The organism is Pseudomonas sp. FSO-7, from assembly GCF_059579345.1.
Map to the genome: position 1 here is coordinate 1,900,348 of NZ_CM184193.1, position 19,034 is coordinate 1,919,381.

Below are 19,034 nucleotides of genomic sequence, written 5' to 3' on the forward strand. Positions count from 1 at the left end.
CATGACGTCACGCCTGCTCTATGTGATGGACCCGATGTGTTCCTGGTGCTGGGGCTTTGCCCCGGTGGCCGAGGCATTGGTCGAGCAGGCGCAGGCCGCGGGGGTGGAGTTGCACCTGGTGGTGGGCGGTTTGCGCACCGGCAGCGGTTCGGCGCTGGAGCCGACCACCCGGCGCTACATTCTTGAGCACTGGCAGGCCGTGACCCAGGCCACCGGCCAGCCCTTCAAGCTGGAAGGCGCGTTGCCGGAGGGTTTCGTCTACGACACCGAGCCTGCCTGCCGGGCATTGGTGACGGCCCGCAGCCTGGCCCCGGACCTGGCCTGGACGCTGTTGAAGCTGATCCAGCAAGCCTTTTATGTGCAAGGCCGTGATGTCACCCACGCCAGCGTCCTGGTAGAGCTGGCCGAACAGGCCGGGCTGCCACGCATCGAATTCGCCGCGGCCTTCGACCGCGCCGACCAGCATGCGGCCACCGCGGCGGATTTCACCTGGGTACAGGATCTGGGCATTGCCGGGTTCCCCACGCTGTTGGCCGAGCGTGACGGCCAGTTGGCCTTGCTGACCAACGGTTACCAGCCCCTGAGCCAGTTGTCGCCCTTGCTTGGCCGCTGGCTGGAGCGTGCGACCTGTGCCTGAGCGGCCGTCAGACCCGTCGTCCTCGCAACGCATCGACCGGTTGAGCTGGGCGGAAATCCGTCGCCTGGCCCTCAAGCATAAAAAAGCCCTGTGGATCGCCAACGGCGTGGCCGTGCTGGCGACGCTGTGCAGCGTGCCGATTCCGTTGCTGTTGCCGCTGCTGGTGGACGAAGTCCTGCTGGGACACGGCGATGCGGCCCTGAAAGTCATGAACCATGCCTTGCCCGCGGCGTGGCAGAGCGCAGCCGGCTATATCGGGCTGATGTTGCTGGCGACCCTGACCCTGCGTTGTGGCGCCTTGCTGTTCAACGTGGTGCAGGCGCGCTTGTTCGCCAGGTTGGCCAAGGACATTGTCTATCGCATTCGCATCCGCTTGATCGAACGGCTCAAGCGAATCTCCCTGGGCGAGTACGAAAGCCTGGGCAGCGGCACCGTGGCGGCCCACCTGGTCACCGACCTGGATACCCTCGACAAATTCATCGGCGAGACCCTCAGCCGTTTCCTGGTGGCGATGCTGACCCTGGTGGGCACCGCCGGGATCCTGGTGTGGATGCACTGGGAACTGGCGCTGCTGATCCTGTTGTTCAACCCGCTGGTGATCTACGCCACGGTGCAACTGGGCAAGCGCGTCAAGCACCTCAAGAAACTGGAGAACGACAGTACCTCGCGTTTCACCCAGGCCTTGACCGAAACCCTGGATGCCATCCAGGAAGTGCGTGCCGGCAACCGCCAGGGTTATTTTCTTGGCCGCTTGGGGATGCGTGCCAAGGAGGTCCGCGATTACGCCGTGAATTCGCAGTGGAAAACCGACGCCTCGAACCGCGCCAGTGGTTTGCTGTTCCAGTTCGGCATCGATATTTTTCGCGCGGCGGCCATGCTCACCGTGGTGTTTTCCGACCTGTCCATCGGCCAGATGCTGGCGGTGTTCAGCTACCTCTGGTTCATGATCGGTCCGGTCGAGCAATTGTTGAACCTGCAGTACGCCTATTACGCGGCCGGCGGCGCCTTGAACCGGATCAATGAACTGCTGGCCCGGGCCGACGAGCCCCAGTACACGGGGGGTGTCGATCCGTTCAAGGGCCGTGACACCGTGGGTATCGAGATCCAGGGGTTGAGTTTCGGTTACAGCGAGGAGCTGGTGCTCGACCAATTGAACCTGTCCATCTCGCCGGGGGAGAAAGTCGCCATCGTCGGGGCCAGCGGCGGCGGCAAGAGCACCCTGGTGCAGTTGTTGCTGGGGCTGTACACGCCACAGTCGGGCAGCATTCGTTTCGGCGGCGCCACGCAGCAGGAGATCGGCCTGGACACCATTCGGGAGAATGTTGCAGTGGTGTTGCAACATCCGGCGCTGTTCAACGACACGGTGCGGGCCAACCTTGCCATGGGCCGCGCGTGCAGCGACGACGACTGCTGGCGGGCATTGGAAATCGCCCAGCTCGACGCCACGGTACGGGCGCTGCCCCAGGGCCTGGAAAGTGTAGTAGGGCGCTCCGGAGTGCGGTTGTCGGGCGGCCAGCGCCAACGACTGGCCATCGCCCGCATGGTACTGGCCGACCCACGGGTGGTGATTCTCGACGAAGCCACCTCGGCACTGGACGCCGCCACCGAGTACAACCTTCACCAGGCCCTGGCGCTTTTTTTGAGCGCGCGCACCACGTTGATCATCGCCCACCGGCTCTCGGCGGTGAAGCAGGCCGATCGGGTATTGGTGTTCGACGGTGGGCAAGTCGCCGAAGACGGCGACCATTTGCAGTTGATTGCCGAGGGGGGGCTCTACGCTCGACTCTACGGTCATTTGCAACAGATACAGCAGCCTTGAGTTTCCCGCCGTTTTCTGTGCTTAGTATCGGAAAAAAGCAGGCAAACCCGCTAATTCTTCCAAATTCCACGCAAAGTCTGTCGATCTGTTCATCCATTCGTTCGAAGGGTTGAAAACTAGCCTAGGCTGTTGAGTCAGGAGCGGAATTCTGGCGGGTGTTCGTCCGGCAATACCTGTGCAAGGGACCTCATGAAGCAAAAGCAGACTCTCGGAACACCACGGCTGCTGGGCATCGTCTGGCCCTTTATTGCCGTTGTGCTATTTCAGGCATTGCTTGGCGGCGTCAGCCTTTACGTGCTGTCCGCGGTTCGCGGTTATGTGGCGGGGGAGAGCCTCTGGTCCAAGGGCCAGAAAGACGCCATTTATTACCTCAACCTCTACGCCGACAGCCGCGACGAGGCGATTTTCCGCAAATACCAGCAAGCCATTGCCGTACCCGAGGGCGGCCATGAACTGCGGGTAGCGCTGGACCGCGAACCGCCGGACCTGGAAGCGGCACGGGCCGGCATCCTCAAGGGCGGCAATCACCCGGACGATGTGTCCAGCCTGATCTGGCTTTATCTGAATTTCCGTCATTTCAGTTACCTGGAAGAAGCTATCGATCTCTGGACGGTGGGCGACGGCTACCTGACCGAATTGGATAATGTCGCCCGGCGGATGCACGGCAGTATTGCCGCGGGCCAGGCGTCGGAGGTGGATATTCGCGGCTGGAAGGCCCAGATCTTTGCGATCAACGATTCCGTCACCCCGGCTGCCAAGGCATTCAGCGACGCATTGGGCGAGGGCTCGCGTTTTATCCTGCGGCTCTTGCTGGTGACCAATTTCGCCACCGCCCTGGGATTGATCGTCCTGGCGTTGTTGCGTACCCATAAACTGCTGGCCCAGCGGCAGGTGTTCGCCAATGCGCTGCAGATGGAGAAAGAACGGGCGCAGATCACCCTGCAATCCATCGGCGATGGGGTGATCACCACCGACGTGGAGGGCGCCATCGCCTACATGAACCCCGCCGCCGAAGCGATGACCCATTGGAAGGCCGAACACGCCACGGGCTTGCCCCTGGCCGCGCTGTTCAATTTGCTCGATGACAATGCCCAGAGCGAAGGACTGACCCTGATCGAGCACATCCTCAGCGGTCGGCTCAGCGGCGCCAGCGAACATTCGAAACTGATCCAGCGCCTGGATGGCAGCACCGTGTCGGTCACCCTGGTGGGCGCGCCGATCCGCCATGCAGGCAAGGTCAGTGGCGCCGTGCTGGTGCTGCATGACATGACCCAGGAGCGGCAATACATCGCCAACCTGTCGTGGCAGGCCACCCATGACGCCCTGACCGGCCTGGCCAACCGCCGGGAGTTCGAGTATCGCCTCGAGCAGGCCTTGCACAACCTCACTCGCCAGGTCGGGCGTCATGCCTTGATGTTTCTCGACCTGGACCAGTTCAAGCTGGTCAACGATACCTGCGGCCATGCGGCGGGTGACGAATTGTTGCGCCATATCTGCGCCTTGCTGCAATCAGGGCTGCGGGAAAACGACACCCTGGCCCGGCTGGGTGGCGATGAGTTCGGGATCTTGCTGGAGAACTGTTCGCCGGAGGTGGCGGAAAAGATCGCCGAAGGGCTGCGCCAGACCGTGCAGAACCTGCACTTTGTCTGGAAGGGCCGGCCGTTCGTGACCACCGTGAGCATCGGCCTGGTGCATATCGCCCAGACCCCGACGACCCTGGAGGCGTCCCTGCGGGCCGCCGACATGGCCTGTTATATGGCCAAGGAAAAGGGGCGCAACCGGGTCCAGGTCTATCATGCCGACGACTCGGAGTTGTCCCTGCGCTTTGGCGAGATGGCTTGGGTCCAACGCTTGCACATGGCCCTGGAAGAAAACCGCTTTTGCCTGTACGCCCAGGAAATTGCCGCGCTGGGCCCGGGCGATCATGGTGGCGGGCACATTGAAATCCTGTTGCGCCTGCATGACGAAGCCGGGCGGATGATCCTGCCGGACAGCTTCATTCCGGCGGCGGAACGCTACGGCTTGATGACGTCCCTGGACCGTTGGGTGGTGGAAAATGTCTTCAAGATCATCCGCCAGTGCCTGAACGAATCGCGCCAGGGGCCCATGGCGATGTGTGCGATTAATCTGTCAGGTACAACTATCGGAGATCAGGCGTTCCTCGACTTCCTGCGTAAACAGTTCGCGGCTTACTCGATTCCGCCGGAAATGATTTGTTTTGAAATTACAGAGACCAGCGCTATTTCGAATCTGGGCAGTGCGATCCGTTTTATCAATGAACTCAAGAGCTTGGGCTGTTATTTCTCGCTGGATGACTTTTGCGCCGGAATGTCTTCATTCGCTTACCTGAAACATTTACCTGTAGACTTCTTGAAGATCGACGGGAGTTTCGTAAAGGATATGCTGGACGACCCGATTAACCGTGCAATGGTCGAAGTGATCAATCACATCGGTCACGTCATGGGTAAGCGCACGATTGCCGAGTTTGTAGAAACCGCCCAGATCGAGCAGGCATTGCTGGAGATTGGGGTGGACTACGCTCAGGGGTATGTGATCGAACGCCCGCAATTGTTTACCTGTGACACGTTGCAATGTCGGCCGGCCAGGCCCCGGCCGCTGTTATTCAAGGCCCCCGGCACGTTCCGCTGAACCTCTTGTTGATCCGAGAAAATCACAATCAAAAGGAGCCCGACAGTGATCGACACATTCAACCGAACAGGCCCGCTCATGGACGCCACAAGTTATCCGAAATGGGCACAGCAGCTCATTACCGATTGCAGCGAGAGCAAGCGCCGGGTTGTCGAACACGAACTGTATCAGCGCATGCGCGACAACAAGCTCAGCGCCAAGACCATGCGCCACTACCTCATTGGTGGTTGGCCGGTCGTCGAACAGTTCGCTTTATACATGGCACAGAACCTCACCAAGACCCGCTTTGCCCGCCACCCCGGCGAGGACATGGCGCGTCGCTGGCTGATGCGCAACATTCGTGTCGAACTCAACCATGCCGACTATTGGGTCAACTGGAGCGCCGCCCATGGCGTGACCCTGGAAGACCTGCAGGCCCAGCAGGTACCGCCTGAGCTTCATGCCTTGAGCCACTGGTGCTGGCACACCAGTTCCTCGGACGCGTTGATCGTGGCCATCGCCGCGACCAACTATGCCATCGAGGGTGCCACGGGAGAGTGGTCGGCGCTGGTGTGTTCCAACGGTGTCTACGCGGCCGCCTTCGCCGAGGAAGACCGCAAGCGGGCCATGAAGTGGCTGAAGATGCATGCCCAGTACGACGATGCCCATCCTTGGGAAGCCCTGGAGATCATCTGTACGCTGGCGGGGATGAACCCGAGCAAGGCCCTGCAAACGGAGCTGCGCCAGGCCGTGTGCAAGAGCTATGACTACATGTATCTGTTCCTGGAGCGTTGCATGCAACTGGAACAGGCGGAGGCGGTGAGTAAATCGTCATCCCCCCGTGAGCGTCTGGCACTGGCCGGGAGCTGATTACTACCGCTACAGATAGCCACAGCCTGTGGGAGCGAGCCTGCTCGCGAAGCGGTCTGACAGTCGACGGGGAGGTTGACTGCCAGGCCGCTATCGCGAGCAGGCTCGCTCCCACAGTTGTTTGGGTGACTGCCAAAGCCAGGTCCACCGCCAATCCCATGTGGGAGCGAGCTTGCTCGCGATAGCGGTGGGTCAGCTTGCGCAGATGTCGGATGTGCTGCAGTCATCGCGAGCAGGCTCGCTCCCACAATTGTTTTCAGCCGGCCATCGCCAGTCGATTGCGACCTTCGCGCTTGGCTACGTACAGCGCGCTGTCGGCCCTGCGCAGCAGGCTTTCCGAGGATTCCCCTGGTAGCAGGGTGGCGCACCCCAGGCTGACCGTCAGATCGATCCGGGTGCCTGCGGCGAAGTAGTCCTGGGCCTGGGCGGCATAGCGCAGCCGTTCACCGACCATGGCCGCCGCATCCCGGCTGGTATTGGCCAGCAGGATCAGAAATTCTTCACCACCGAACCTGAACACCATGTCCACGTTGCGCAGTTGGCCCTTGATCGATTCGGCCACGGCCTTGAGCACTTCGTCGCCAACGCCGTGACCGTGGCTATCGTTGATGCGCTTGAAATGATCGATATCGAGCATCAGGACCGACAAGGGTTGCGAATGACGCTTGGCCATGTCGATTTCCCGCATCAGGGTCTGGTCCATGGCGATGCGGTTGCCGGTCCCGGTCAGCGGATCGCGCAGGGCGCTTTGGGTGGCGGCGCGGTAGAGCAGCGCGTTGCGCAGTGGATACAGCAGCGTCGACATGATGGATTCGAGGTCGCTCTGTTCCGCCTTGGTGAAACGTTGGTTGCGACGGAAAACCAGTTCTCCCAGGTGGTCGCCTTCATGGCTGAGGCTATAGCTGAGGGTGTGATGTCCGCGTTGCCCTAATTCCAGGCGCAGGTCACTGGCTTTGTGCTGATAGGCCAACGCATCCAGGGGCACCAGTCGCTGAATTTCGCGGAAAAACAGACCCAGGATGCGCTGTGGTTCCAGGCTGGTCTGCAGGAGCTGGCTCAGTTGCTGGCGCAATTGCGACAGACTGACGGAGCGTGCCGCGAGCGGCGATGGCTGGGCCAGGCCCAGGCGCTGCAATTTGGCGCTGTCGAAGTCGATCGCGTTGATCTGGGTGGGCGTTTTCATTTGGCGTTAGCCCCTAAGCTAAATCTGTCCCGACAGGTTGGGTGTGGCGGCTTTGGGCTGCGCGTCGTACTGGTCCTTCAGTCCCGTAGGACCACTGATTTGAGTTTAGTCCGCTTTACATGGCAGGCATAAGTCTCGTCTCAACGTCCATCACCTGCCAAAGATGGCATGTTTGAAGAGGTTAGAGCGAAAGTCGTGCCATTCGGTTCACTTGCGTAAAAACCGGATAGGAATCAATGAGTTGACAGTGGGGCGCGGTAGGTTCGGCGACGAGGGCTTGGCGGTTCGCCTGGTTTGGCGTCGAATGGGGTCGACATCGCGACGGTAAATCGTCGCGATGTCGGCCGGGGGCGTTATTGTGCGTTGAACGCCTGACCGTTGACGCCGGCGCTGTCCGGGCCCATGAGGTACAGGTAGACCGGCATGATCGCTTCGGGCGTCGGATTGTTGAGCGGGTTTTCTCCAGGATACGCCTGGGCGCGCATGCTGGTGCGGGTGGCGCCGGGGTTGATGCTGTTGGCGCGCACGGCCGCGACGGTGTCGACTTCGTCGGCCAGGGTCTGCATCAGCCCCTCAGTGGCGAACTTGGACACGCCATAGGCGCCCCAGTAGGCCCGGCCCTTGCGGCCGACACTGCTGGAGGTGAACACCACGGACGCATCCTTGGACAGCTTGAGCAGGGGCAGCAAGGTGCTGGTGAGCATGAACATCGCGTTGACGTTGACGTGCATCACCCGCATGAAGTTCTCACCGGACAATTGTTCCAGCGGCGTACGCGGGCCGATGACCGAGGCGTTGTGCAGCAGCCCGTCCAGATGACCGAACTCGGTTTCGATCATCGCCGCCAGTTCATCGTATTGATGCGGCAGTGCGGTTTCCAGGTTGAACGGGATCACCGCCGGCTGCGGATGGCCGGCCGCTTCGATTTCATCGTAGACCTGGGTCAGGTTGGCTTCGGTCTTGCCCAGCAGCAGTACGGTGGCACCGTGGGCGGCGTAGGTTTTCGCCGCAGCGGCACCGATCCCGCGACCGGCGCCGGTGACCAGGATCACCCGGCCATTGAGCAGGTCGGGACGGGCGGAATAATCAAACATAAAAGAACCTCAACAAAATAAAGCGACACGGTACTGTGGGTGCAGAGCAATCATGGACAGTGAGTTTGGTGAGCTTTATGTGGCGAGGGAGCTTGCTCTCGCTGGACCGCGAAGCAGTCCCCAGGCGACGGCTTCGCCGCCGGACGGGAGCAAGCTCCCTCGCCACAAAGCGACATCACGCAAGCGACTCAATAGAATCCGCTCAGCAACCGCACAGCGCGTTATCCAGCACCTCGCGTAGCGCCGCCGGGTGGTCGATCACCACATCCGCGCCCCAGTGCCGGGGGTTGTCGTCCGGGTGGATGTAGCCGTAGGTCACCGCGCAGGTCTTGGTGCCGGCGCTGCGGCCGGACTCGATGTCCCGCAGGTCATCGCCCACGAACAACACGCTGGCCGGGTCCAGGTCGAGCAGCTTGCACGCCAGGGTCAGCGGTTCCGGGTCCGGCTTGCTGTTTTTCACGTGGTCAGGGCAGATCAGCACTTTCGAACGCTCGGCCAGGCCCAGTTGCTGCATGATCGGTTCGGCGAAACGCACGGGCTTGTTGGTGACTACGCCCCAGATCAGGTTGGCCGCTTCGATATCGGCCAGTACTTCGGCCATGCCGTCGAACAGGTGGCTGTGGACCGCACAACCCTTGAGGTAGCGGTCGAGGAATTCCTGGCGCAGCTCCTCGAACCCCGGTGATTCCGGGTCCATGGAAAAGGTCACCGCGACCATCGCCCGGGCACCGCCGGAAATCTCGTCGCGAATGTGCTGGGTGTTCATCGGTGGCAAGCCACGGTCGGCGCGCATGGCCTGGCAGATGGCGATGAAATCCGGCGCGGTGTCGAGCAGCGTGCCGTCCATGTCGAAGAGAACCGCTTTGAGACGCATCGACTTACTCCTCGCGCAGGGTCTGGATCATGTAGTTGACGTCAACGTCGGCGGCCAGCTTGTAGTGCTTGGTCAGTGGGTTGTAGGTCAGGCCGATGATGTCCTTGACGGTCAGCCCGGCCGCACGGCTCCAGGCGCCCAGTTCGGAAGGCCGGATGAATTTCTTGAAGTCGTGAGTGCCCCGTGGCAACAGCTTCATGATGTATTCGGCACCGATGATGGCGAACAGGTAGGCCTTCGGGTTGCGGTTGATGGTGGAGAAAAACACCTGGCCGCCCGGCTTGACCATGCTAAAGCAAGCGCGGATGACCGATGACGGGTCCGGCACGTGCTCGAGCATTTCCAGGCAGGTGACCACGTCGAATTGGCCGGGCATTTCTTCGGCCAGGGCTTCGGCAGTGATCTGCCGGTATTCCACGCTGACGCCCGACTCCAATTGATGCAGTTGCGCCACCGCCAGCGGCGCTTCGCCCATGTCGATGCCCATCACCGTCGCCCCGCGCTGGGCCATGGCTTCACTGAGAATGCCGCCGCCGCAACCGACGTCGAGGACCTTCTTGCCGGCCAGGTTGACCCGTTCGTCAATCCAGTTGACTCGCAGCGGGTTGATGTCGTGCAGCGGTTTGAATTCGCTTTCACGGTCCCACCAGCGATGGGCCAGGGCTTCGAACTTGGCGATTTCGGCGTGGTCGACGTTGCTCATGTGCAGATCCTCGAAAAGCTTGAAAAATCAGATGCCCCGAGCCGTGGCTCAAGGGGCGTGGTCATTCGTTGTGGCCGCTGATGCGGCGACCCCAGGCCTGGGCCTTGGCGATCAGTGTCGGTTCGTCCATGCGGGTCAGCCGGCCATCCTCCAGTAATGGCTTGCCGCCTACCCACAGGTGTTTGACGCAATCACGGCCGGAGGCATAGATCAGTTGCGACACCGGGTCGTAGATCGGCTGCTGGGCCAGGCCTGACAGATCGAAGGCCACCAGGTCGGCGGCCTTGCCGACTTCCAGGGAGCCGACGGTCGCTTCGATGCCCAATGCCCGGGCGCCGTTGAGCGTGGCCATGCGCAGGGCCCGATGGGCATCCAGGGCCGTGGCCGAACCGGCGACGGCCTTGGCCAGCAGGGCGGCGGTGCGGGTTTCGCCGAGCAGGTCCAGGTCGTTGTTGCTCGCCGCACCGTCGGTGCCGAGGGCGACATTGACGCCGGCCTGCCACAGGCGTTCCACCGGGCAGAAACCGCTGGCCAGCTTCAGGTTCGACTCCGGGCAGTGGATCACGCTGCAATTGCTTTCTACCAGCAGGGCCTGGTCCTCGTCGCTGATCTGAGTCATGTGCACGGCCTGGAAGCGTGGCCCCAGCAAGCCAAGGCGTCCCAGGCGAGCCATTGGCCGCTCAGCGGTGTTATCCACAGCCTGCTGCACTTCGAAGGCGGTTTCGTGAACATGCATATGGATGGCCGCGTCCAGTTCCTCGGCGATCACGCGGATTTTCTCCAGGTTCTCGTCACCCACCGTGTAGGGCGCGTGTGGACCGAATGCGACTTTGATCCGTGGATGGTGCTTGAGGTCGCCAAACAATTCGATGCCCTGACGAATGGCGTCGTCGGCGCTGGCGGCCCCGGGGATCGGGAAATCGAGGATCGGAATGGCGATTTGCGCGCGCATACCGCTGTCGTGGACACGCTCGCTGGCGACCTTGGGGTAGAAATACATGTCAGAGAAGCAGGTGATGCCGCCCTTGATCTGCTCGGCGATTGCCAGGTCGGTGCCATCGCGGACGAAATCTTCATCGACCCATTTGGCTTCAGCCGGCCAGATGTGCTGTTCCAGCCAGGTCATCAAGGGCAGGTCGTCGGCCAGGCCGCGAAACAGGGTCATGGCCGCGTGGCCGTGGGCGTTGATCAGGCCGGGGCTGAGCAGCATGCCGGGCAGCTCACGGACTTCGGTGGCGTCACACTTCAGGGCTTCTGCCCGGGGACCGATGAACACGATGCAACCGTCACGAATGCCCAGGCCATGGTCCTTGAGCACTACACCGGCGGGTTCGACAGGCACCAACCAGGTCGGCAGCAATAATAAGTCGAGCGCAACGGCAGGCTTGGGCATCGTGGAACGGTTCCATGGGGTATAAAGGAGGGCGAAGTATACCCGAGCGTCTTCGCGGAGGGATCGCTATAATCGGCGGCTTTTGTTCATGAGTACGGGGTGAAGGATGCGCGATCGACTATTGGCTGCGGAGAAGGTGAAGGCCATCGATTGGCGTGATGGCGTCCTGTACCTGTTGGACCAGCGCGTCTTGCCGTTCGAAGAAAGCTGGATCGCCTGCACCCGCGTCGCCAATGTGGCCGAGGCCATTGGCTCGATGGCCGTGCGCGGCGCGCCGGTCATCGGCATCAGTGCGGCGTATGGCGTGGTGCTGGCGGCGCGGGCCAGGATGGCCGAGGGCGGCGAATGGCAAGCGGCCCTGGAAGCCGACTTTGCCTTGCTGAGTGAGGCCCGGCCGACGGCGGCGAATCTTTTCTGGGCGCTGGATCGGATGCGCGACCGGCTGGGGCGCTTGAAAGAACAGGCCGAGCCGTTGGCGGTGCTTGAGGCCGAAGCCATCGCGATCCACGAAAGTGATCGCGAAGCCAACCTGACCATGGCCCAGTTGGGCGTCGACCTGATCCGCAAGCACCAGGGCAACGCCCAGGCCATCCTCACCCATTGCAACACCGGCGCCCTGGCCACCGGCGGTTTCGGTACGGCCTTGGGGGTCATCCGGGGGGCGTATATCGAAGGCATGGTGGAGCGCGTCTATGCCGACGAAACCCGGCCGTGGCTGCAAGGCTCGCGCCTGACCGCGTGGGAACTGGCCCGTGAGGGCATCCCGGTGACCCTCAACGCCGATTCCGCCGCCGCCCATATCATGAAGACCAAGGGGGTGACCTGGGTGGTCGTCGGTGCCGATTGCATCGCCGCCAATGGTGACGTGGTGAACAAGATCGGCACTTATCAGCTGGCGGTCTGTGCCATGCACCATGGCGTGCGTTTCATGGTGGTGGCGCCCAGCTCGACCATCGACATGAGCCTGGCCAGTGGTGACGACATCCCGGCGGAGGAGCGCGACGGGCGCGAACTGCTGGAAATCGGCGGCAGGCGGCTCGGCGCGGAGGTGGACGCCTTCAATCCGGTCTTCGATGTCACCCCGGCGGATTTGATCGATGTCATTGTTACCGAGAAGGGCATCATCGAGCGTCCAGACACCGCCAAGCTGGCGCAGTTGATGTGCCGTAAGCGGTTGCACTGAAGATTTTCAGGGTTTGATCGGCCGTCATCGCGAGCAAGCTCGCTCCCACAGTGGGTTTTTTGGCGTTCATAAAACTCTGTGGGAGCGAGCTTGCTCGCGATGAGGCCGTTAAAGGCAACAAATCCCTTGCATTTGCCCCCTGAATCTCCATCCGCAACGCTTCTAAGCCCCTCTGGTCCCATATCAGCCTGTCACCGGTCAACTAACTACGCACCATGCGCATCTGGGGGATAGGTGCGTGGCGGCTCTTGTGATAACATCCGGCGGTTTCCAGGGCTGCCTCGCGAGGTGGCCTTTACTGCGCAGATCCATGGCATAACTCGTTGATTTGTCGTAAGTCGCTGCACGGCATTTGTTCTGCAGCGGCGAGCTTCGTTCGTCCCATCTGGATGTGACGAGGTTTCACCAGAAAAAGGAATCAGGCTTCTCATGGGCGAACTGGCCAAAGAAATCCTCCCGGTCAATATCGAAGACGAGCTGAAACAGTCCTACCTCGACTACGCAATGAGCGTAATCGTCGGGCGGGCGCTGCCGGATGCGCGCGATGGCTTGAAGCCCGTGCACCGGCGCGTGCTGTTCGCGATGAGCGAGCTGGGCAACGACTTCAACAAGCCGTACAAGAAATCCGCCCGTGTCGTCGGCGACGTGATCGGTAAGTATCACCCCCACGGCGACACTGCCGTGTACGACACCATCGTTCGTATGGCGCAACCCTTCTCCCTGCGCTACCTGCTGGTCGACGGCCAGGGCAACTTCGGTTCGGTGGACGGCGACAACGCCGCGGCCATGCGATACACCGAAGTGCGCATGACCAAGCTGGCCCACGAGCTGCTGGCCGACCTGCACAAGGAAACCGTGGACTGGGTGCCGAACTACGACGGCACCGAAATGATCCCGGCGGTCATGCCGACCCGTATCCCGAACCTGCTCGTCAACGGCTCCAGCGGTATCGCCGTAGGCATGGCGACCAATATCCCGCCGCACAACCTCGGTGAAGTCATCGACGGTTGCCTGGCCCTCATCGACAATCCCGAGCTGACCGTCGATGAGCTGATGCAATACATCCCCGGTCCGGACTTCCCGACTGCCGCGATCATCAACGGTCGCGCCGGCATCATCGAAGCCTACCGCACCGGCCGTGGCCGCATTTACATGCGCGCCCGCTCGACCGTCGAAGACATCGACAAGGTCGGTGGCCGCCAGCAGATCGTCATCACCGAACTGCCGTACCAACTGAACAAGGCCCGCTTGATCGAGAAGATCGCCGAGCTGGTGAAAGAGAAGAAGCTCGAAGGCATCACCGAGCTGCGTGACGAGTCCGACAAGGACGGCATGCGCGTCGTGATCGAGCTGCGTCGTGGCGAAGTGCCTGAGGTGATCCTCAACAACCTCTACGCCCAGACCCAGCTGCAAAGCGTGTTCGGCATCAACATCGTTGCGTTGATCGACGGCCGTCCGCGGATCCTGAACCTCAAGGACCTGCTGGAAGCCTTCGTGCGTCACCGTCGTGAAGTGGTCACCCGCCGCACGGTGTTCGAGCTGCGCAAGGCTCGCGAGCGTGGCCACATCCTCGAAGGCCAGGCCGTTGCCCTGTCGAACATCGACCCGGTCATCGCCCTGATCAAAGCCTCGCCAACGCCGTCGGAAGCCAAGGAAGCGCTGATCAGCACGCCTTGGGAGTCCACGGCGGTGGTGGCCATGGTCGAGCGCGCTGGCGCCGACTCGTGCCGCCCGGAGAACCTCGACCCGCAATACGGCCTGCGCGACGGCAAGTACTTCCTGTCCCCGGAACAGGCGCAAGCCATCCTGGAACTGCGCCTGCACCGCCTGACTGGTCTGGAGCACGAGAAGCTGCTGGCCGAGTACCAGGAAATCCTCAACCAGATCGGCGAGCTGATCCGCATCCTCAACAGTGCCACGCGCCTGATGGAAGTGATCCGCGAAGAACTGGAAGTGATCCGCGCCGAATACGGCGACGTGCGCCGCACCGAGATCCTCGATGCGCGCCTGGACCTGACCCTGGGTGACATGATCCCGGAAGAAGAGCGCGTGGTGACCATTTCCCACGGCGGCTACGCCAAGACCCAGCCGTTGGCCGCCTACCAGGCCCAGCGTCGCGGCGGCAAGGGCAAGTCGGCGACCGGCGTCAAGGACGAGGACTACATCGCTCACCTGCTGGTCGCCAACAGCCACACCACGCTGCTGCTGTTCTCCAGCAAGGGCAAGGTGTACTGGCTCAAGACCTACGAAATCCCCGAAGCGTCCCGTGCCGCCCGTGGTCGTCCGCTGGTCAACCTGCTGCCGTTGGACAGTGATGAATACATCACCACCATGCTCCCGGTCGAGGAGTACACCGAAGGTCACTTCATCTTCATGGCCACTGCCAAGGGCACCGTGAAGAAGACCCCGCTGGAGTCCTTCAGCCGCCAGCGCAGCGTCGGCCTGATCGCCCTGGAGCTGGACGAAGGCGACGTACTGATTTCCGCCGCCATCACCGACGGCGAGCGTGAGGTCATGCTGTTCTCCGACGGTGGCAAGGTCACTCGCTTCAAGGAGTCCGATGTTCGCGCCATGGGCCGTACCGCTCGTGGTGTGCGCGGCATGCGCCTGCCGGAAGGCCAGAAGCTGATTTCCATGCTGATCCCTGAAGAAGGCAGCCAGATCCTCACTGCTTCGGCCCGTGGTTATGGCAAGCGCACGGCCATCAGCGAGTTCCCTGAGTACAAGCGTGGCGGCCAGGGCGTGATCGCCATGGTCAGCAACGAGCGTAACGGCCGCCTGGTCGGTGCTGTCCAGGTGCTCGATGGCGAGGAGATCATGTTGATTTCCGACCAGGGCACCCTGGTGCGTACGCGAGTCGCCGAAGTGTCGAGCCTGGGTCGTAACACCCAGGGCGTGACGCTGATCAAGTTGGCCAGCGACGAAACGCTGGTCGGGCTTGAGCGGGTGCAGGAGCCATCTGAAGTCGAAGGCGAGGAGCTGGAAGGCGAGGAGGGCGTGGCGTTCGACGGCACTCTTGCTACCGACGTTGACGACATGACCGGCGACCAACCGCTCGACGCTGCCGCAGACGAAGAAGAACCGCAGGACTAAGCGGACACGCAGGGGGCGGATGAAGATTCGCCCCCTTGTTGTTTGTTCCGTTTGAAAATTTGCGACACTGCACATTCCGCTCTTTGTGGGAGCGAGCTTGCTCGCGATTTCGGTGGATCAGCAGCATTGATATTGACTGACACACTGCAATCGCGAGCAAGCTCGCTCCCACATTGGGCCCTATGTGCAGAACACAAGATTTACGTGACCACCAGATCAGAGCGAGATTGGATGTGAGCAAGAGAGCCTATAACTTCTGTGCCGGCCCGGCGGCGCTGCCTGAAGCGGTCCTGAAGCGTGCCCAGGGTGAACTTCTCGACTGGCACGGCAAGGGCCTGTCGGTCATGGAAATGAGCCATCGCAGCGATGAGTTCGTGTCCATTGCCACCAAGGCCGAGCAGGACCTGCGTGATCTGCTGAACATCCCCTCCAACTACAAGGTGCTGTTCCTGCAAGGTGGCGCCAGCCAGCAGTTCGCCCAGATCCCGTTGAACCTGCTGCCGGAAAACGGCAGCGCCGACTATATCGACACCGGCATCTGGTCGCAGAAAGCCATCGAAGAAGCTTCGCGCTACGGTCATGTCAACGTGGCCGCCACCGCCAAGCCCTACGACTATTTCGCGATTCCCGGCCAGAACGAGTGGAACCTGTCCAAGGACGCGGCCTACGTTCACTACGCGCCGAACGAAACCATCGGTGGCCTGGAATTCAACTGGATCCCGGAAACGGGCGACGTGCCCTTGGTGGCCGACATGTCCTCGGACATCCTCTCGCGCCCTGTGGATATCTCCCGTTTCGGCATGATCTACGCCGGCGCCCAGAAGAACATCGGCCCAAGCGGCATCCTGGTCAGCATCATTCGTGAAGACCTGCTGGGTCGCGCCCGTTCCCTGTGCCCGACCATGCTCAACTACAAGGTCGCGGCCGACAACGGCTCGATGTACAACACCCCGCCGACCCTGGCCTGGTACCTGTCCGGCCTGGTGTTCGAATGGCTGAAGGAGCAGGGCGGTGTCGAAGCCATCGGCAAGCTCAACGAAGTGAAGCAGCGCACGCTGTATGACTTCATCGACGCCAGTGGCCTCTACAGCAACCCGATCAACAAGACCGATCGGTCGTGGATGAACGTGCCGTTCCGCCTGGCCGACGACCGTCTCGACAAGCCGTTCCTGGCCGGTGCCGACGAGCGCGGCCTGCTGAACCTCAAGGGCCACCGTTCGGTCGGCGGCATGCGCGCTTCCATCTACAACGCCGTCGATATCAACGCGGTCAATGCGTTGATTTCCTACATGGCAGAGTTCGAGAAGGAACATGGTTGATGTCTGAGCAAGAACTCAAGGCGCTGCGCCTGCGCATCGATGCCCTGGACGAAAAGGTCCTGGAACTGATCAGCGAGCGTGCGCGCTGCGCCCAGGAAGTGGCGCGGGTGAAAATGGCCTCCCTGGCCGAAGGCGAAGTGCCGGTGTTCTATCGCCCGGAGCGTGAGGCGCAGGTACTCAAGCGCGTCATGGAGCGCAATAAGGGGCCTCTGGGCAATGAGGAAATGGCGCGGTTGTTCCGCGAGATCATGTCTTCGTGCCTGGCCCTTGAGCAGCCTTTGAAAGTCGCTTACCTGGGCCCCGAAGGCACCTTCACCCAGGCTGCCGCGATGAAGCATTTCGGCCACGCCGTGATCAGCAAGCCGATGGCGGCCATCGACGAAGTCTTCCGCGAAGTGGCAGCGGGCGCGGTGAACTTCGGCGTAGTGCCGGTGGAAAACTCCACCGAAGGCGCGGTCAACCACACGCTGGACAGTTTCCTTGAGCACGACATGGTGATCTGCGGCGAAGTCGAGCTGCGCATCCACCATCACCTGCTGGTGGGGGAGAACACCAAGACCGACAGCATCAGCCGGATCTACTCCCACGCCCAGTCCCTGGCCCAGTGCCGCAAGTGGCTGGATGCCCATTACCCGAATGTCGAGCGCGTGGCGGTCTCAAGCAACGCCGAGGCGGCCAAGCGGGTCAAGGGCGAGTGGAACTCGGCGGCGATTGCCGGCGACATGGCGGCCGGCCTCTACGGCCTGACCCGCCTGGCGGAAAAAATCGAGGATCGTCCGGACAACTCCACGCGATTCCTGATGATTGGCAGCCAGGAAGTCCCGCCGACCGGCGACGACAAGACCTCGATCATCGTGTCCATGAGCAACAAGCCTGGCGCGCTCCATGAGCTGCTGGTGCCGTTCCATGACAACGGTATCGACCTGACGCGGATCGAGACCCGTCCGTCGCGCAGCGGTAAATGGACCTACGTGTTCTTCATCGATTTCGTCGGCCACCACCGCGATCCGCTGGTAAAAGGTGTGCTGGAGAAAATCAGTCAGGAAGCAGTGGCACTCAAGGTGCTGGGTTCCTACCCCAAGGCAGTTCTTTAAGGGCGGATAGCAAATGAGTGGCAACTTCCTCGCGCTGGCTCAGCCAGGCGTGCAACAACTCTCGCCTTACGTTCCGGGCAAGCCCGTGGACGAACTGGCCCGCGAGCTGGACCTGGATCCGGCCAGCATCGTCAAGTTGGCGAGCAATGAAAACCCGTTGGGCGCGAGCCCCAAGGCACTGGCGGCGATCCGCGACGAACTGGCTGAGCTGACCCGTTACCCCGATGGCAATGGCTTCGCACTGAAAAGCCTGCTGGCCGAGCGCTGTGGCGTCGAGCTGAGCCAAGTGACGCTGGGCAATGGTTCCAACGACATCCTTGAGCTGGTCGCTCGTGCATACCTGGCGCCAGGTCTCAACGCGGTGTTCAGCGAGCACGCGTTCGCGGTCTACCCGATCGCGACCCAGGCCGTCGGCGCGCAGGCCCATGTGGTTCCCGCCAAGGGCTGGGGGCACGACCTGCCGGCCATGCTGGCTGCCATCGACGCCAACACTCGCGTGGTCTTCATTGCCAACCCGAACAACCCGACCGGCACCTGGTTCGATGCCCAGGCCCTGGACGACTTCCTGCAGGACGTGCCCGCACACGTGCTGGTGGTGTTGGACGAGGCCTACATCGAATACGCCGAAGGCAGCGATTTGCCCGATGGCCTGGATTTCCTCGCGGCCTACCCGAACCTGCTGGTTTCGCGCACGTTCTCCAAAGCCTATGGCCTGGCCTCGCTGCGGGTCGGCTACGGCCTGTCCACCGCCGTGGTGGCCGATGTGCTGAACCGCGTGCGTCAGCCGTTCAACGTCAACAGCTTCGCCCTGGCCGCGGCCTGCGCGGCCCTGCAGGATGAAGCCTACCTGGCTGAAAGCCGTCGCCTCAACGCGGCCGGTATGCAGCAGTTGGAAGCGGGTTTGCGTGAGCTGGGCTTGGGCTGGATTCCATCCAAAGGCAACTTCATCTGTATCGACCTGGGGCGTGTCGCTGCGCCGGTGTATCAGGGGCTGTTGCGCGAAGGTGTGATCGTGCGTCCGGTGGCCAATTACGGCATGCCGAACCACCTGCGCATCACCATCGGCCTGCCGGCGGAAAACAGCCGTTTCCTCGAGGCGTTGAGCAAGGTTCTGGTTCGTGGTTGATGTCACTTCGCTGCAACC

The 19,034-nt window shown here is 61.9% G+C and carries 14 protein-coding genes; 9 read left to right on the forward strand and 5 right to left on the reverse strand.

Annotated features, from left to right (window positions below; genetic code table 11):
* Position 1 precedes the first annotated feature (1 nt).
* The 4 genes from AC515T_RS08390 (at position 2) to AC515T_RS08405 (ending at position 5,954) form a co-directional block, all read left to right on the forward strand.
* Positions 2-637 (forward strand): DsbA family protein, encoded by a 636-nt coding sequence (locus tag AC515T_RS08390; RefSeq protein WP_496532115.1) that lies wholly within the window; start codon positions 2-4, stop codon positions 635-637.
* A complete protein-coding gene (locus tag AC515T_RS08395) occupies positions 630-2,456 on the forward strand; it encodes an ABC transporter ATP-binding protein (RefSeq protein ID WP_496532116.1) in 1,827 nt (608 codons plus the stop codon). The genes AC515T_RS08390 and AC515T_RS08395 overlap by 8 nt, the downstream gene beginning before the upstream one ends.
* Before the next feature lie 189 nt (positions 2,457-2,645).
* The gene (locus AC515T_RS08400) at positions 2,646-5,105 is read left to right on the forward strand and encodes an EAL domain-containing protein (RefSeq protein ID WP_496532117.1); all 2,460 of its coding nucleotides are present in this window, start codon (positions 2,646-2,648) and stop codon (positions 5,103-5,105) included.
* Between the two features lie 78 nt (positions 5,106-5,183).
* On the forward strand, positions 5,184-5,954 hold the full coding sequence (locus AC515T_RS08405) for an iron-containing redox enzyme family protein (protein WP_496532118.1): 771 nt from the start codon (positions 5,184-5,186) through the stop codon (positions 5,952-5,954).
* Between the two features lie 256 nt (positions 5,955-6,210).
* Here AC515T_RS08405 and AC515T_RS08410 read toward each other — a convergent pair whose 3' ends face one another.
* From AC515T_RS08410 to AC515T_RS08430, 5 genes are all read right to left on the reverse strand, one after another.
* Entirely contained in the window at positions 6,211-7,137 is a 927-nt protein-coding gene (locus AC515T_RS08410; RefSeq protein WP_496532119.1) for a GGDEF domain-containing protein, read from the reverse strand.
* Between the two features lie 353 nt (positions 7,138-7,490).
* Positions 7,491-8,231 carry a YciK family oxidoreductase gene (locus AC515T_RS08415; protein ID WP_496532120.1) on the reverse strand — a complete coding sequence of 247 codons (741 nt, stop codon included), beginning with the start codon at positions 8,229-8,231 and terminating at the stop codon, positions 7,491-7,493.
* Positions 8,232-8,433: 202 nt separating this feature from the next.
* Positions 8,434-9,105, reverse strand: a complete 672-nt coding sequence (gene mupP / locus AC515T_RS08420) for an N-acetylmuramic acid 6-phosphate phosphatase MupP (protein WP_496532121.1) — start codon at positions 9,103-9,105, stop codon at positions 8,434-8,436.
* Positions 9,106-9,109: 4 nt separating this feature from the next.
* Positions 9,110-9,808 (reverse strand): bifunctional 2-polyprenyl-6-hydroxyphenol methylase/3-demethylubiquinol 3-O-methyltransferase UbiG, encoded by a 699-nt coding sequence (gene ubiG / locus AC515T_RS08425; RefSeq protein ID WP_060738595.1) that lies wholly within the window; start codon positions 9,806-9,808, stop codon positions 9,110-9,112.
* Positions 9,809-9,869: 61 nt separating this feature from the next.
* The gene (locus AC515T_RS08430) at positions 9,870-11,201 is read right to left on the reverse strand and encodes a TRZ/ATZ family hydrolase (RefSeq protein WP_496532122.1); all 1,332 of its coding nucleotides are present in this window, start codon (positions 11,199-11,201) and stop codon (positions 9,870-9,872) included.
* A gap of 106 nt (positions 11,202-11,307) precedes the next feature.
* Here AC515T_RS08430 and mtnA point away from each other — a divergent pair, with 106 nt between their 5' ends.
* From mtnA to hisC, 5 genes are all read left to right on the forward strand, one after another.
* Positions 11,308-12,384: an S-methyl-5-thioribose-1-phosphate isomerase gene (mtnA, locus tag AC515T_RS08435; protein ID WP_496532123.1), complete on the forward strand. Its 1,077-nt coding sequence runs from the start codon at positions 11,308-11,310 to the stop codon at positions 12,382-12,384.
* Between the two features lie 429 nt (positions 12,385-12,813).
* On the forward strand, positions 12,814-15,477 hold the full coding sequence (gyrA, locus tag AC515T_RS08440) for a DNA gyrase subunit A (RefSeq protein ID WP_496532124.1): 2,664 nt from the start codon (positions 12,814-12,816) through the stop codon (positions 15,475-15,477).
* A 233-nt stretch (positions 15,478-15,710) separates the two neighbouring features.
* Positions 15,711-16,796 carry a 3-phosphoserine/phosphohydroxythreonine transaminase gene (gene serC / locus AC515T_RS08445; RefSeq protein ID WP_496532125.1) on the forward strand — a complete coding sequence of 362 codons (1,086 nt, stop codon included), beginning with the start codon at positions 15,711-15,713 and terminating at the stop codon, positions 16,794-16,796.
* Positions 16,796-17,890 carry a prephenate dehydratase gene (gene pheA, locus AC515T_RS08450; RefSeq protein ID WP_003199233.1) on the forward strand — a complete coding sequence of 365 codons (1,095 nt, stop codon included), beginning with the start codon at positions 16,796-16,798 and terminating at the stop codon, positions 17,888-17,890. Before serC ends, pheA begins: the two co-directional genes overlap by 1 nt.
* Before the next feature lie 13 nt (positions 17,891-17,903).
* Entirely contained in the window at positions 17,904-19,016 is a 1,113-nt protein-coding gene (gene hisC, locus AC515T_RS08455) for a histidinol-phosphate transaminase (protein ID WP_496532126.1), read from the forward strand.
* The last annotated feature ends 18 nt before the right edge of the window (positions 19,017-19,034 follow it).